Raw genomic sequence first — 14078 nt, 5'->3', positions numbered from 1 at the left:
AGCGTGAGGGAAACGCCCGGTTACATTCCGAACCCGGAAGCTAAGCCTCACAGCGCCGATGGTACTGCAGGGGGGACCCTGTGGGAGAGTAGGACACCGCCGAACAATCTTTGGAGGACCCCTGGTCACCAGCGTTCAGCTGGGACCAGGGGTCCTTTTGTTTTTACAATGCTTGCGGTACCACAGACAGGAGTCACCATGTCCACCAACTCTCCCGGCGACCGTCCGGAGCGCGACCAGCGGCGACGGGACAGTGGTGAGCGGGGCGACCGCGGCGGCTTCCGTCGGGACAACGACCGCCGGGACAACGACCGTCGAGGCAACGACCGAGGCGGCTACGGCCGGCGTGATGACCGACGGGACGACCGTCGGGAGGACCGGCGGGACGACCGCGGTGGCTTCCGTCGGGACGACAGCCGTGGTGGTGGCTTCCGTCGTGAGGGCGAGCGCGGTGCGCGTCCGGCGTACCAGCGTGACGACCGGGACCGTGGCGACCGGGGTGGCTTCCGCCGCGACGACCGACGCGATGACCGCCGTGACGACCGTGGTTTCCGCCGGGACGACCGTGGCGACCGTCCCTCCTACCGCCGTGACGACGACCGTGGCGGCTACCGCAGGGACGACCGGCGCGACGACCGCCGGGACGACCGTGGCGGCTTCCGCAGGGACGACAGCCGCGGTGACGACCGCGGTGGCTTCCGGCGGGACGACAGCCGTGGGGAGCGCGGTGGCTTCCGGGGCGGCCGGGACGACCGTGGGGGCCGCGGGCCGCGCAGGGACGACCGCGGTGGCCGGCCGGGCGGTGGCTTCCGGGGCCGTGACGGCCGGGACAGCCGGGACGGCCGGGACGGCCGGGACGACCGCCGTGGCGGTGGCCGGTTCCGCGACGACCGGGACCGGGACCGGGAGCGCGAGCCGATCAAGCGGCTGCCGATCCCGGAGGACGTCACCGGTGACGAGATCGACAAGGACGTACGGCAGGAGCTGCAGAGCCTGCCCAAGACGCTCGCGGAGGACGTCGCCAAGAACCTGGTGATGGTCGCCCGGCTGATCGACGAGGACCCCGAGGGCGCCTACGGCTACGCCAAGGTCGCCCTGCGACTGGCGTCCCGCGTCGCCGCCGTGCGCGAGGCCGCCGGGTTCGCCGCGTACGCGACCCAGAAGTACAGCGAGGCCCTCGCCGAGTTCCGGACCGCCCGGCGGATGACCGGCACCGTGGAGCTGTGGCCGGTGATGGCCGACTGCGAGCGCGGGCTCGGCCGCCCGGAGAAGGCACTGGACATGGCCGGCGCCCCGGAGGTGCACAAGCTGGACAAGGCCGGTCAGGTCGAGATGCGGCTCGTCGCCGCCGGCGCCCGGCGCGACATGGGCCAGCTGGACGCGGCCATCGTGACCCTGCAGAGCCCGGAGCTGGCCGCCAAGTCGGTGCAGCCCTGGACCGCGCGCCTGCGCTACGCCTACGCCGACGCACTGCTGGCGGCCGGCCGGGAGCGCGAGGCGCGGGAGTGGTTCGCGAAGGCCGTCGAGGCCGACCGGGACGGCAGCACGGACGCCTCCGACCGGCTCGCCGAGCTGGACGGTGTGGAGTTCGTCGACGCCCTGGCCGAGGACGACGCCGCCGACGAGACCGGGGACGCGGCCGGGGCGGCGGACGTCTCCCCGGAGGACGGCGACAAGGACTGACGCCGGCCGATGTGACAGGCACCTGAAAGGGGGGCGGACTCCATGGGAGTCCGCCCCCCTTTCAGGTGATGGCCCCGGCTCAGATCTCCAGCGCCCGCAGTACCAGCCCCGACGCCGGTTTCGGGCCGAACGACGTCGACTTGCGGGGCATCGTCACCCCCTGCCGGGCCAGGTCGCGTACGACCTCCTCGCGGACCGGGTGCATCAGCACGGCTGTGCCGCCGTCGCGTTCCGCCTTCTCGACCGTCGCCGCCGTGTCGTGGATGTAGGCGATGTGCGCCGGGGAGTCCTCGGGGATCCGCCAGACGTGCTCCAGCAGCGTGGCGTGCAGCACCGTGGCGTCCAGCGCGCGCCAGGCGGCCGGGCGGTCCACCGGGACGGTCCGGGCCAGCAGCTCCGGGTCCGGCCGGTCGAGCAGGTGGAACGCGCCGTCACCGGCCAGCAGGAACGAGTTGCCCGCGCAGGACGCGTCCGCCAGGACGGCCAGGGCGTCCGGCAGGGGCACGTCGAGCCGGCGTACCCGGAACAGGCCCTCCACCGCCCGGAGCGCGTCCGCGACCGGCAGACCGTGCAGCAGCCGGTGGATGGCGCGGACCCGCAGCGGATAGCGGACGGTGTCGACCAGCAGGACCAGGCCGTAGTCCCAGGGGCTGGGGGAGGGGTGTTCCAGGCGCAGCCGCCGGTAGGTGGCCCAGCGGTGGTGGCCGTCGGCGATCAGCGCCTGGCGGCCGGCCAGGTCGGTCCGGATACGGGCCAGGTCGACGGGGTCGGTCACGGACCACAGGCGGTGCCGGAAGCCGTCCTCGGTGGTCGTGGCCAGCAGCGGCGGCCGGCCGGCCGTGCGCTCGATCACCTCGGCCGCCGTGTCCGCGCCTGCCCCGGCCGCTGTGTCGTAGCCCGTCGCGCCGTCCCCGCGGTAGGTCAGCAGCAGCGGTTCCAGGTTGGCGCGGGTGGCGCGCATCAGGGCGGCGCGGTCGGCGACCACGGGCGGCATGACGTCCTCGTGCGGCAGCACCACGCCCTCGGCCGGCTCCGTCACCCGCAGGGTGCCGATGATCCCGCGCTGGAGCATGCCCTCGCCGTCGCGCTGCTCGTACACGTACAGGCCCGGATCCGGGTCGGCGACGAGGATGCCCTCGGCCAGCCAGCGGCGCAGGGTGTCGGCGGCCTGCTCGGTGCCGGCGCTGGGGGTGCCGGCCTGCGGCAGGATCAGCCGGACGATGTTGTGCGGGTCGGACGACTGGAGGTGGTGCAGGCCGTCGGGCCGTACGACGACGTCGTAGGGGGGAGAGGTGACGGAGGCGAGGCTGCCGACCCGGTCGGGGTCGTAGCGCAGGCCGCGGAACGGGGTGAGTTCCAGGCCGCGGCGCGTCGTTGCCTCCGGGTGACCTGCTGTCTTCATCCCGGCATCGTACGTGTGCCGGCGGCATGCGGGATGATCGGGGGAAAGGCGAGTCTACGAGGAGCGATACGGACATGAGCCAAGGCGTCAGGACCAGGCCCGAGGGCAGTGGGCAGCCCCTGAACGAGGCGTACGACACGGCGCTGCTCGATCTGGACGGGGTGGTCTACGCGGGCGGCAGCGCGATCGCGCACGCGGTCGACTCGCTGGCGGTGGCCCGCTCCGGCGGCATGCGGCTGGCGTACGTCACCAACAACGCGCTGCGCACCCCGGACACGGTGGCGGAGCACCTGACGGAGCTGGGCATACCGACGGACGCCGACGAGGTCATCACTTCCGCGCAGGCCGTCGCCCGGCTGATCAGTGAGCAGGTGCCCGCCGGGGCGCGGGTGCTGGTGATCGGCGGCGAGGGACTGCGGGTGGCGCTGCGCGAGCGCGGCCTGGTGCCGGTGGAGTCGGCGGACGACGACCCGGCGGCGGTCGTCCAGGGCTACGGCGGGCCGGACCTGCCCTGGGGCCGGTTCGCGGAGGCGTCGTACGCCGTCCGGCGGGGCGTGCCGTGGTTCGCGTCCAACACCGACCTGACCATTCCCAGCGGGCGGGGCATCGCGCCGGGCAACGGGGCGGCCGTGGAGGTCGTCCGGATCGCGACCGGCGCCGAGCCGCAGGTCGCGGGCAAGCCGCTGCCCCCGATGCACCGGGAGACGATCATCCGGACCGGCGCCGAACGCCCGCTGGTGGTCGGAGACCGGCTGGACACCGACATCGAGGGGGCGTTCAACGGCGAGGTCGACTCGCTGCTCGTACTGACCGGTGTCACCGACGGGGCGCAGCTGCTCGCCGCGCCGCCCCAGCACCGGCCGACCTACGTGGACGCGGATCTGCGCGGACTGCTCACCGGGCAGCCGGAGGTCACCGGGGACGGGGACGGGTTCCGGTGCGGCGGCTGGACCGCGACGGCCGGGGCCGACCGGCTGGAGCTGGCCGGCGACGGCGAGGCGCTGGACGGGCTGCGGGCGCTGTGCGCGGCGGCCTGGACGGCGGCCGGTGACGGTTCCTGCGCGCTGGACGGCGGGAAGGCGCTGGCCCGGCTGGAGCTTTGACGGACTCGGCCGGGGTAGGCACTCCCCGGCTGCCCCGGCTGCCCCGGCTGCCCCGGCTGGCCCGGCTGGCCCGGCTGGCCCGGCTGGCCCGGCTGGCCCGGCTGGCCCGGCTGGCCCGGCTGGCCCGGCTGCCCCGGCCGTTCCGGCGGTCCCGGCCGTGTCGCCCGGGGGAGCCGCCTCCGGCCGTCTCGACCGGGGGTCCCCCGGCCGGGATTGTCGCGGCCGGGGATCGAGAAGGAGTGCAGGGTAGGCTAACCTAACCTCGTGTTGGTCGACAGTCCTCCGGAACAGCGCGCGGAGCACGCCCCCGCGCCCCCAACCCGCCACGCGGCCAAGGCCCTTGGGCTCCTGCTCGCGGCCGTGCTCCTGGTCCTCGTCGCCCTGGCGAGCATCGCGATCGGGGCGAAAGGGCTGTCACCGGCCCAGGTCTGGCACGGCCTCTTCCACGACACGGGCACCTACGGCGACGTGGTCGTGGACGAGCGCCTCTCGCGCACGGTGCTCGGCCTGCTGGTCGGCGCCGCGCTCGGCCTCTCCGGCGCGGTGCTCCAGGCCCTGACCCGCAACCCGCTGGCCGACCCCGGGCTGCTCGGCATCAACGCGGGCGCCTCCGCCGCCGTCGTCACCGCCATGACCTATCTCGGCGTCACCAGCCTGACCGGATACGTGTGGTTCGCGTTCCTGGGTGCGGCGGCGGTCGGCGCGCTGGTGTGGTTCCTCGGCGGCAGCCGGGGCGCCACCCCGGTACGGCTCGCGCTCGCCGGCACGGCGATCACCGCGGCCCTGTACGGCTATCTCCAGGCCGTGATGATCACGGACGGCGCGGCCCTGGGCAAGATGCGCTTCTGGACGGTGGGTTCGCTGGTCTCGGCCACCGACTCGACCATCGTGCAGGTGCTGCCGTTCCTCGCCGTGGGCACGGTGCTGGCACTGGTGCTGGCCCGGCCGCTGAACGCGGTGGAGATGGGCGACGACACCGCCCGCGCCCTCGGCGCCAACCTCGACCGCACCCGTGCGCTGGCCATGCTGTCCGCCGTGATGCTGTGCGGTGCCGCGACCGCCGCCTGCGGCCCGATCATGTTCGTCGGCCTGATGGTGCCGCACGTCGTGCGCTCCTTCACCGGCCCCGACCTGCGCTGGATCCTCCCGTACGCCACGGTCCTGGCGCCCGTGCTGCTGCTCGGCTCGGATGTCCTCGGCCGGGTCGTGACCCGGCCCGCCGAGCTCCAGGTCGGCATCGTCACCGCGGTCATCGGCGGCCCGGTCTTCATCTTTCTCGTACGACGGCGGAGGACGGCCCAGCTGTGAAGACCCCCACCAGGAGCCGTGCCGTACGCACCCCCGGCGGGTTCTCCGTGCGCGTGGACCCGCGCGCCCTGACCGTCGTCGTGCTGCTGCTGACCGCCGCCTGCGCCGCCGGCGTCGCCCTGATCGGGACCGGCGACGCGAAGATCCCGGCGGCCGACGTGCTGCGCACGCTCGCCGGGAACGGCACCGCCTACCAGGACTTCATCGTCAACGAACTGCGCCTGCCCCGGGTCCTCGTCGGCCTGCTGGTCGGCGCCTCGCTCGGCCTCGGCGGCGCCCTGTTCCAGTCCATCTCCCGCAATCCGCTGGGCAGCCCGGACGTGCTCGGCCTGTCGCAGGGCTCCACGGCCGGCGCGCTGATCGTGATCGTGCTGCTGTCCGGCAGTGCCGCCGAGGTGACCGTCGGCGCGCTGGCCGGCGGCCTCGCGACCGGTCTGGCCATTTATTTGCTTGCCTGGAAACAGGGCGTGCACGGGTACCGGATGGTGCTGGTCGGCATCGGCGTCAACGCGGTCATGACGGCCGTCAACGGCTATCTGCTCACCAAGGCCGACCTGGTCGACGCCACCCGCGCGGTGGTGTGGATGACCGGCTCGCTGAACGGCCGGGACTGGGACCAGGTGTGGCCGCTGCTCGCGCTGTGCGCCGTCCTCGTCCCGCTGGTCCTCGTCAACGCCCGCGGTCTGCGGATGATGGAGATGGGCGACGACATCTCGAACGCGCTCGGCGTGCGCGTCCAGTGGGTGCGGCTGCTGCTCATGGTCAGTGCCGTCCTGCTCACCGCGGCCGCCACGGCCGCCGCCGGCCCCGTCAGCTTCGTCGCGCTGACCGCGCCGCAGCTCGCCCGCCGGCTGACCCGCTCGCCGGGGCCCAACCTGGTGCCGTCCCTGTGCATGGGCGCGACCCTGCTGGTCGCCGCCGACTGGGCCTCCCAGCGCGCCTTCGGCGCCGACCAGCTGCCCGTCGGCGTGGTCACCGGCGTGCTCGGCGGCGCCTATCTGCTGTGGCTGCTGGTCACCGAGCGCCGGGCGGGCCGGATATGACCCCGGCCGGCCCGACGAACAACCCGAGGAGCACTGTGAACCGCCTGTCCGCCGAGAACGTCACCCTCGCCTACGACCAGCGGGTCATCGCCGAGCAGCTGTCGGTGGAGATCCCCGACCACTCCTTCACGGTGATCGTCGGCCCGAACGCGTGCGGCAAGTCGACGCTGCTGCGGGCGCTGTCGCGGATGCTCAGGCCCAGCCAGGGCCGGGTGCTGCTGGACGGGCAGGCCATCCAGTCGATGCCCGCGAAGAAGGTCGCCCGCACCCTAGGCCTGCTGCCGCAGACGGCGGTCGCGCCCGACGGGATCACGGTCGCCGACCTGGTCGGCCGGGGCCGCTACCCGCACCAGGGCCTGCTGCGCCAGTGGTCCGCGGAGGACGAGCGGGTCGTCCGGGAGTCGATGCGGCAGACCGGCGTGGCCGAGCTGGCCGACCGGTACGTGGACGAGCTGTCCGGCGGGCAGCGGCAGCGGGTGTGGATCGCCATGGCGCTCGCCCAGCAGACCCCGCTGCTGCTCCTGGACGAGCCGACCACCTACCTGGACATCCAGCACCAGATCGACGTCCTCGACCTGTGCGCCGAGCTGCACGAGGAACAGGGCCGGACACTGGTGGCGGTGCTGCACGACCTCAACCACGCCGCCCGCTACGCCACCCACCTCATCGCCCTGCGCGGCGGAGAGGTGATCGCCGAGGGCGCGCCGGGCGACATCGTCACCGCCGAGCTGGTGGAAGAGGTGTTCGGGCTGCGCTGTCAGGTGATCGACGACCCGGAGACGGGCACCCCGCTGGTCGTGCCCGCCGCCCGCAAGGCACGCCTCACAGCAGCTTCCTGAGCCGGAACAGATCCAGCAGGCTCGCCTCCAGCCGCACCCGGCCCGACCCCCAGGCGGTCGCGAAGTTCAGCTCGCCGTCCACCAGGGCCACCAGGTCGTCCCCGGCCAGGGCCAGCCTGATCTGCGCCTTCTCCCAGGGCGGGCCGGGACGGGTGTCGTCCACCTCGATCCGCCCGCCCGTCATCCGGCCGGCGAACGTGACGTCCAGGTCGGTGATGTGGCAGCTCACCGACCGGTCCAGCGCGGCGGCGGCACGGGCCTCGCCCTCGGCCCCCCGCATGCTGTCCGAGAACTTCCCCAGTGCGGCGCGGCACTCCTCGATCGTGGCCATCGCCCCCGACGGTACCGCAGCGGTTCACGGTAGCGTCGGGGCATGAGCGAGTCCGTGTCCGAGGCCGGTACGGCGGCGCAGGCCGAGCCCGAGCAGGGGCCCGGGCCGGCCGCCCCCGCCCCCCTGAACATCCCGCGCACGCCGACCGGCGACGCGGGGATCGACGCGCACCTGGAGCGGCTGGCCGACGTCGGCCACCTCGCCACCGACGGACATCCGCAGGTGTACGAGGATGTACTCCGGGGGCTGCGCGACGCGCTCACCGCGCTCGACGCCCGCCCGGAACCTCCGGCGCCCCCGACGCCGTACCCCAGCAGGCCGTAACCAGAGCAGGAGCTGAACCGAACGTGGCAGGAGTCGCACGCCGCCGTCTCGACGCGGAGCTGGTCCGCCGGAAGCTCGCCCGTTCGCGCGAGCACGCCAGCCAGCTGATCGCCGCCGGGCGGGTCACCGTCGGCAAGACCGTGGCGACCAAGCCGGCCACGCAGGTGGAGACCGCCGCCGCCATCGTCGTCCAGGCCGACGACAGCGATCCCGACTACGTCTCCCGGGGCGGGCACAAACTGGCCGGCGCGCTCGCGGCCTTCGTGCCCCAGGGGCTCGTGGTCGAGGGCCGGCGCGCGCTGGACGCCGGCGCGTCCACCGGCGGCTTCACCGATGTCCTGCTGCGCGCGGGCGCCGCCCATGTCGTCGCCGTGGACGTCGGGTACGGACAGCTCGCCTGGTCCCTCCAGCAGGACGCCCGCGTCACCGTCAAGGACCGCACCAACGTGCGCGAGCTGACCCTCGAGGCGATCGACGGGGAGCCGGTGGACCTGGTCGTGGGCGATCTTTCCTTCATCCCGCTCGGACTGGTGCTGCCCGCCCTGAAACGGTGCGTGACGCCGGACGCCGACCTGGTGATGATGGTCAAGCCGCAGTTCGAGGTGGGCAAGGAGCGACTCGGCAGCGGCGGTGTCGTGCGCAGTCCCGAGTTGCGCGCGGAGGCCGTGCGAGGGGTGGCCGCGAAGGCGTGGGAGCTGGGCCTCGGGGTGCGGTCGGTCACCGCCAGCCCGCTGCCCGGGCCTTCGGGGAACGTCGAGTACTTTCTCTGGCTGCGGGCGGGGGCACCCCAGGTGGACCCGGCCGACGTCGACCGTGCAGTGGCGGAGGGGCCGCGTTGACACAGAACCGTGCGCGTACTGTTTTCCTGCTCGCCCACACCGGGCGGCCCGCGGCGATCCGCAGCGCGGAACTCGTCGTCAAGGGCCTGGTGCGGCACGGCATCGGGGTGCGGGTGCTGGAGGAGGAGGCGCGCGACCTGCCGCTCCCGGACGACGTGCACCTCGTCAAGGAGGCCACCGCGCAGTGCCTGGACGGCTGCGAGCTGCTGATCGTGCTGGGCGGCGACGGCACGCTGCTGCGCGGCGCCGAGTTCGCGCGGGCCTCCGGGGTGCCGATGCTCGGCGTCAACCTGGGGCGCGTCGGGTTCCTCGCCGAGGCGGAGCGGGACGACCTGGACCGGGTGGTGGACCGGGTGGTGGACCGGTCCTACGAGGTCGAGGAACGGATGACCGTCGACGTCGTCGTGCACCGCAACGGCGACATCGTGCACACCGACTGGGCGCTGAACGAGGCCGCCGTGCAGAAGGCCGGCGCCGAGAAGCTGCTGGAGGTCGTGCTGGAGATCGACGGGCGGCCGGTGTCGGAGTTCGGCTGCGACGGGGTGATCCTGTCCACGCCCACCGGCTCCACCGCCTACGCGTTCTCCGCCGGCGGGCCGGTGGTCTGGCCGGAGGTGGAGGCGCTGCTGATGGTGCCGATCAGCGCGCACGCCCTGTTCGCCAAGCCGCTGGTCACCTCCCCCGACTCGGTGCTCGCCGTGGAGGTGCTGCCGCACATCCCGCCGGGCGTGCTGTGGTGCGACGGCCGGCGCACGGTCGAGCTGCCGCCCGGGGCGCGGGTCGAGGTGCGCCGGGGCGCGGTGCCGGTGCGGCTGGCCCGGTTGCACCACTCGTCCTTCACCGACCGGCTCGTGGCGAAGTTCGCCCTGCCGACCACGGGATGGCGGGGAGCGCCGCACCACTCCTCGGAGTGACACGGGCGGGCCATGTGCGCCGGCCGCCCCGGACCTCGTATGGTCTGTTCCGTGTTGGAGGAGATGCGGATACGGTCGCTCGGGGTCATCGACGACGCGGTCGTCGAGCTGTCGCCGGGGTTCACCGCCGTCACCGGTGAGACGGGTGCGGGCAAGACCATGGTGGTCACCAGCCTCGGGCTGCTGCTCGGCGGCCGGGCGGACCCGGCGCTCGTGCGGATCGGCGCGGACAAGGCGGTCGTGGAGGGGCGGGTCGCCGTGCCCCCCGGGGCCGCCGCCGTCGCACGCGCCGAGGAGGCCGGGGCCGAGCTGGACGACGGCGCCCTGCTGATCAGCCGGACCGTCTCCGCCGAGGGCCGCTCCCGGGCGCACCTCGGCGGACGCAGCGTGCCCGTCGGGCTGCTCGCCGAGCTGGCCGACGACCTGGTGGCCGTGCACGGGCAGACCGACCAGCAGGGACTGCTGAAGCTGTCCCGGCAGCGGCAGGCACTGGACCGGTACGCGGGCGACGCCGTCGCCGTGCCGCTCGCCGAGTACACCGAGGCCTACCGGCGGCTGCGGGCCGTCTCCGCCGAGCTGGAGGAGATCACCACCCGGGCGCGGGAACGGGCGCAGGAAGCCGACATGCTGCGCTACGGGCTCGACGAGATCGCCGCCGTGGAACCCCGGCCCGGCGAGGACGTGGAGCTGGCCGAGGAGGCCGGGCGGCTCGGCCACGCCGAAGCCCTGTCGTCCGCCGCGGCGGCCGCGCACGCGGCCCTCGCGGGCAACCCGGAGGACCCCGAGGGGATCGACGCCTCGACCCTCGTCGCGGGCGCCCACCGGGCCCTGGAGGCCGTACGGTCGCACGACCCGTCGCTGGCCGCGCTCGCCGACCGCATCGGCGAGATCGGCATCCTGCTCGCCGACGTGGCCGGTGAGCTGGCCGGATACGCCGACGATCTCGACGCCGACCCGCTGCGGCTGGCCGCCGTGGAGGAACGCCGGGCCGCGCTGACCGCGCTGACCCGCAAGTACGGCGAGGACATCGACGCGGTCCTCTCCTGGGCCGAGCGCGGCGCCGCCCGGCTCACCGAGCTGGACGGCGACGACGAGCGGATCACCGAGCTGACCGCCGAGCGGGACGCGCTCCGCGGCGAACTGGGCGTCCTCGCGCAGCGGCTGACCGACGCGCGGACGGAGGCCGCCGAACGGTTCGCGGCGGCCGTCACCGCCGAGCTGGCCTCGCTGGCGATGCCCCACGCGCGGGTGTCCTTCGACATCCGCCAGAGCGACGACCCCGAGGGCGTCGAGGCCGGCGGGCGGACGGTCGCCTACGGCCCGTCGGGCGTGGACGAGGTCGAACTGCTGCTGGCCCCGCACCCCGGGGCCCCGGCGCGGCCCATCGCCAAGGGTGCCTCCGGCGGTGAGCTGTCCCGGGTGATGCTCGCGGTGGAAGTGGTCTTCGCGGGCACCGACCCGGTGCCGACGTACCTGTTCGACGAGGTGGACGCCGGGGTCGGCGGCAAGGCCGCGGTGGAGATCGGCCGGCGCCTGGCGAAGCTCGCCCGGTCCGCGCAGGTCGTCGTGGTCACCCACCTGCCCCAGGTCGCCGCGTTCGCCGACCGGCAGCTGCTGGTGGAGAAGACCAATGACGGCTCCGTGACCCGCTCCGGCGTGAAGGTCCTGGAGGGCGAGGACCGCATCCGCGAACTGTCCCGCATGCTGGCGGGCCAGGAGGACTCCGAAGCGGCCCGGGCCCACGCGGAGGAGCTCCTGGCCACGGCGAGGGCGGAGGTCTAGCGGGGCCGGCCCGCCACTGAGGGGGGTGCCTGTCGGGGTGCCTCTGGCGGGCCGGCTCCGGGGTGCTCCTCGCGCCGTGGCCCCGGGACGGCTCCGGGGTGTGGTCCCGGGTGTCCCTCGCGCTGCGGCTTCGGGATGCGGGGCGTGGGGCGCGGGGCCGGGAACGTTCTCCCGGTGTGCGGCACGGGGCGGTCCTCGGAGCGTGGCGGGCTCGTTTCCCGGGGTGCGGCCCCGGCCCGGGCGTTCCCTGAGGTGGGCGGCATGATCGACGAGTCGGCCCGCCGTTCCCTGTTCCCCGCCGCCGCGCTCACCCGGGCCGGGCAGGCCCTGGTGCGTGCCGCGCCGCCCGGCGGGCGGGCACGCTGGGAGCGGACCCGCCACGCCGGGCCCGCCGTGGCGGTGGGGGCCGGGATCGCCGCCGCGCGGGTGCATCCCGCGGCCGGGGCCGCGGTGCCGGCCGCCGGGGTGTGCGGGGCGTACGACGACATCGCCGGCGACCACCGGCGCGGCTTCCGGGCGCATCCGCGGGCCCTGCGGGACGGGGGGATCACCAGCGGAGCGGTGAAGCCGTCCGGGATCTCGGCGGCGGGGCCGGCCGCGGGTGCCGTGCTGACGGAGCGGCCGGTGGACACGCTGCTCGCCGGGGTCGTCATCGCCGGGAGCGCGCACCTCGTGAACCTGCTCGACGTACGGCCGGGGCGGGCCGCCGGCGCCGCGCTGGGGGGCGCCCGGGCTGCCGCGCAAGGGACCCGGGGCGCGGCCGGCCGCCGGGGCGATGGGGGCCGCCGCGGCCGTGCTGCCCGACGACGCGGGGAGCGGGTGATGCTCGGGGACACGGGGACACGGGGACACGGGGACACGGGGACACGGGGGCGCACGCGCTCGGCGCCGCGTTGGGGGCGGCCGTGGTGGCGGGAAACCGGCGCGCGGGACTGCTCGCGCACGCCGTCGCGCTGGTCGCCGCCGCCCGGTACGGGGACCGGGTGAGTACCCTGGCCCGTGCCGGGCGCGGCTGACCTCGCCGTATGCCTGCGCGTACCGGTCGTCCAGAGCCGACGTTTCTTCACCCATGTGGGTGATGTGCTCCGGCGCATTGCCCCGGCCCGCCGCACGATGCGCCCTCCCGCGTGTTCCCTGAACGGCCGTATGCCCTGGCATGCTTGGCAGGGAAGGCGGGGCGGACAGCGGATCCGGACACCCCGCGGGGGAGGCGCGCGGGGTACGTCCTTCCGCCCCCGTGAGCCCCCGACCTTCTGTACGTTTTCCCGTGACCGCCCCACGCGCCTTCCCGGCACCGCCCCACGACCCAGGAGCCCCGGCCCCGTGACCCCGCTGAGCAGCAACGCACCGCACGGCCGGCCGCCGCTGCGCACCGTGCAGGTGCTCGGCGGAGGCAACGCCGCCAGCAGCGCGCACGTGCGCTCCCTGGCCGAGGGACTGGTCGCACGGGGCGTACGGGTCACCGTGTGCGCCCCCACCGAGGCCGACCGGGCCTATGACTTCGGCGGCACCGGCGCCGGCCACATCCACGTACCGCGCAGCAGCGACCCCGTCTCCGTGGCCGCCCTGCGCACCGCCTGCGCCCACGCCGACCTGGTGCACGCCCACGGGCTGCACGCCTCCTTCCGGTCCGTGCTCGCGCTCGGCGGGCGCACCACCCCGCTGGTGGTCACCTGGCACGACCGCGCCCACGCGGAGGGCCCGCGGGCCCATCTGCTGCGGATGCTGGAGCGGCGGGTGATGCGCACCGCGGCCGTCGTCCTCGGCACCAGCCCCGACCTCGTCGACCGGGCCCGCCGGAGCGGCGCGCGGGACGCCCGGCTGGCCCCGGTCGCCCTGCCCGGCCGGCGCCGTCCCGGCGGTCACGGCGACGCCGCGGACCGCGACGACCCCGACCGGCAGCGGTCCAAGGTCCGCGCCGAACTCGGCGCCATCGGACGCCCGTTGCTCCTCGCGGTCGGCTCCCTGGACCGCCACCGCGGCTACGACGTGCTGCTCGACGCGGCACGCCGGTGGCGGGAGCCGGACCCGGTGCCGCTGGTGGTCATCGCGGGGGAGGGGCCGCTGCGGCCGGTGCTCCAACAGCGGATCGAGGACGAGGAGTTGCCGGTGCGGCTCGTCGGGCGCCGCGACGACGTCGCCGACCTGCTCGCCGCCGCCGACCTCGCGCTGCTGACCAGCAGGTGGGAATCGCGGTCCGTGCTCGCCCAGGAGGCGCTGCACGCGCGCGTACCGCTCGTCGCCACCCGGGTCGGCGGCATCCCCGACCTCGTCGGCGACGCGGCCGAACTCGTCCCGTACGGCGATCCGGTGGCCCTCGCGGAGACGGTCCTGCGGCTGCTCGCCGACCCCGGGCGGCGCGCCCGGCTGCGCGAGCGCGCGGCCCGGCAGGCCGCGACCTGGCCCACCGAGGACGAGACCGTCGCCCAGGTCCTCAGCGTCTACGACGAACTGACCCAGCCCAGACCGCTGGCCTAGGGCCGGTCCGACGATTCCCGGCTGCGCGGACG

Annotated in this window: 12 protein-coding genes, 1 rRNA gene and 1 pseudogene; 12 read left to right on the top strand and 2 right to left on the bottom strand. The window is 75.0% G+C overall.

Going from position 1 to position 14078, the window contains the following annotated elements:
* Both rrf and AB0E62_RS27255 read left to right on the top strand, forming a co-directional pair.
* Positions 1–105, top strand: a 5S ribosomal RNA gene (rrf, locus tag AB0E62_RS27260); the annotation flags it as partial.
* An 822-nt stretch (positions 106–927) separates the two neighbouring features.
* The gene (locus AB0E62_RS27255; RefSeq protein ID WP_362199115.1) at positions 928–1683 is read left to right on the top strand and encodes a hypothetical protein; all 756 of its coding nucleotides are present in this window, start codon (positions 928–930) and stop codon (positions 1681–1683) included.
* Positions 1684–1762: 79 nt separating this feature from the next.
* Here AB0E62_RS27255 and AB0E62_RS27250 read toward each other — a convergent pair whose 3' ends face one another.
* A complete protein-coding gene (locus tag AB0E62_RS27250; RefSeq protein WP_362199107.1) occupies positions 1763–3085 on the bottom strand; it encodes a DUF1015 domain-containing protein in 1323 nt (440 codons plus the stop codon).
* Between the two features lie 74 nt (positions 3086–3159).
* Here AB0E62_RS27250 and AB0E62_RS27245 point away from each other — a divergent pair, with 74 nt between their 5' ends.
* From AB0E62_RS27245 to AB0E62_RS27230, 4 genes are all read left to right on the top strand, one after another.
* Positions 3160–4188 carry an HAD hydrolase-like protein gene (locus AB0E62_RS27245; protein WP_362199104.1) on the top strand — a complete coding sequence of 343 codons (1029 nt, stop codon included), beginning with the start codon at positions 3160–3162 and terminating at the stop codon, positions 4186–4188.
* Between the two features lie 264 nt (positions 4189–4452).
* Complete coding sequence (locus tag AB0E62_RS27240) at positions 4453–5496, top strand: iron ABC transporter permease (RefSeq protein WP_362199101.1); 1044 nt, start codon at positions 4453–4455, stop codon at positions 5494–5496.
* Complete coding sequence (locus AB0E62_RS27235) at positions 5493–6539, top strand: iron chelate uptake ABC transporter family permease subunit (RefSeq protein ID WP_362199098.1); 1047 nt, start codon at positions 5493–5495, stop codon at positions 6537–6539. The genes AB0E62_RS27240 and AB0E62_RS27235 overlap by 4 nt, the downstream gene beginning before the upstream one ends.
* The gene (locus AB0E62_RS27230; protein ID WP_362199095.1) at positions 6536–7378 is read left to right on the top strand and encodes an ABC transporter ATP-binding protein; all 843 of its coding nucleotides are present in this window, start codon (positions 6536–6538) and stop codon (positions 7376–7378) included. The genes AB0E62_RS27235 and AB0E62_RS27230 overlap by 4 nt, the downstream gene beginning before the upstream one ends.
* Here AB0E62_RS27230 and AB0E62_RS27225 read toward each other — a convergent pair.
* Positions 7362–7709: a sterol-binding protein gene (locus AB0E62_RS27225; protein ID WP_362199092.1), complete on the bottom strand. Its 348-nt coding sequence runs from the start codon at positions 7707–7709 to the stop codon at positions 7362–7364. The genes AB0E62_RS27230 and AB0E62_RS27225 overlap by 17 nt on opposite strands.
* A 42-nt stretch (positions 7710–7751) precedes the next feature.
* Between AB0E62_RS27225 and AB0E62_RS27220 the strand changes: the two genes are divergently transcribed.
* The 6 genes and pseudogenes from AB0E62_RS27220 to AB0E62_RS27195 all read left to right on the top strand — a co-directional run bounded on the left by AB0E62_RS27220 (position 7752) and on the right by AB0E62_RS27195 (position 14046).
* Positions 7752–8033, top strand: a complete 282-nt coding sequence (locus AB0E62_RS27220) for a hypothetical protein (protein WP_362199089.1) — start codon at positions 7752–7754, stop codon at positions 8031–8033.
* 23 nt (positions 8034–8056) lie between these two features.
* Positions 8057–8872, top strand: coding sequence for a TlyA family RNA methyltransferase (locus tag AB0E62_RS27215; RefSeq protein WP_362199086.1), 816 nt, complete (start codon positions 8057–8059; stop codon positions 8870–8872).
* The gene (locus AB0E62_RS27210) at positions 8869–9786 is read left to right on the top strand and encodes an NAD kinase (protein ID WP_362199083.1); all 918 of its coding nucleotides are present in this window, start codon (positions 8869–8871) and stop codon (positions 9784–9786) included. The genes AB0E62_RS27215 and AB0E62_RS27210 overlap by 4 nt, the downstream gene beginning before the upstream one ends.
* A 39-nt stretch (positions 9787–9825) precedes the next feature.
* Positions 9826–11568 (top strand): DNA repair protein RecN, encoded by a 1743-nt coding sequence (gene recN, locus AB0E62_RS27205; RefSeq protein ID WP_362199080.1) that lies wholly within the window; start codon positions 9826–9828, stop codon positions 11566–11568.
* Between the two features lie 261 nt (positions 11569–11829).
* Positions 11830–12584 (top strand): annotated as a pseudogene (locus tag AB0E62_RS27200) (hypothetical protein).
* A 307-nt stretch (positions 12585–12891) separates the two neighbouring features.
* A complete protein-coding gene (locus AB0E62_RS27195) occupies positions 12892–14046 on the top strand; it encodes a glycosyltransferase family 4 protein (protein ID WP_362199077.1) in 1155 nt (384 codons plus the stop codon).
* Positions 14047–14078: the final 32 nt, after the last annotated feature.

Origin of the sequence: Streptomyces sp. NPDC038707, assembly GCF_040636485.1 — a bacterium.
GTDB lineage: Bacteria > Actinomycetota > Actinomycetes > Streptomycetales > Streptomycetaceae > Streptomyces.
The sequence above is the reverse complement of the archived record's forward strand: the minus strand, read 5'-3'. Positions and strand labels throughout refer to the sequence as shown.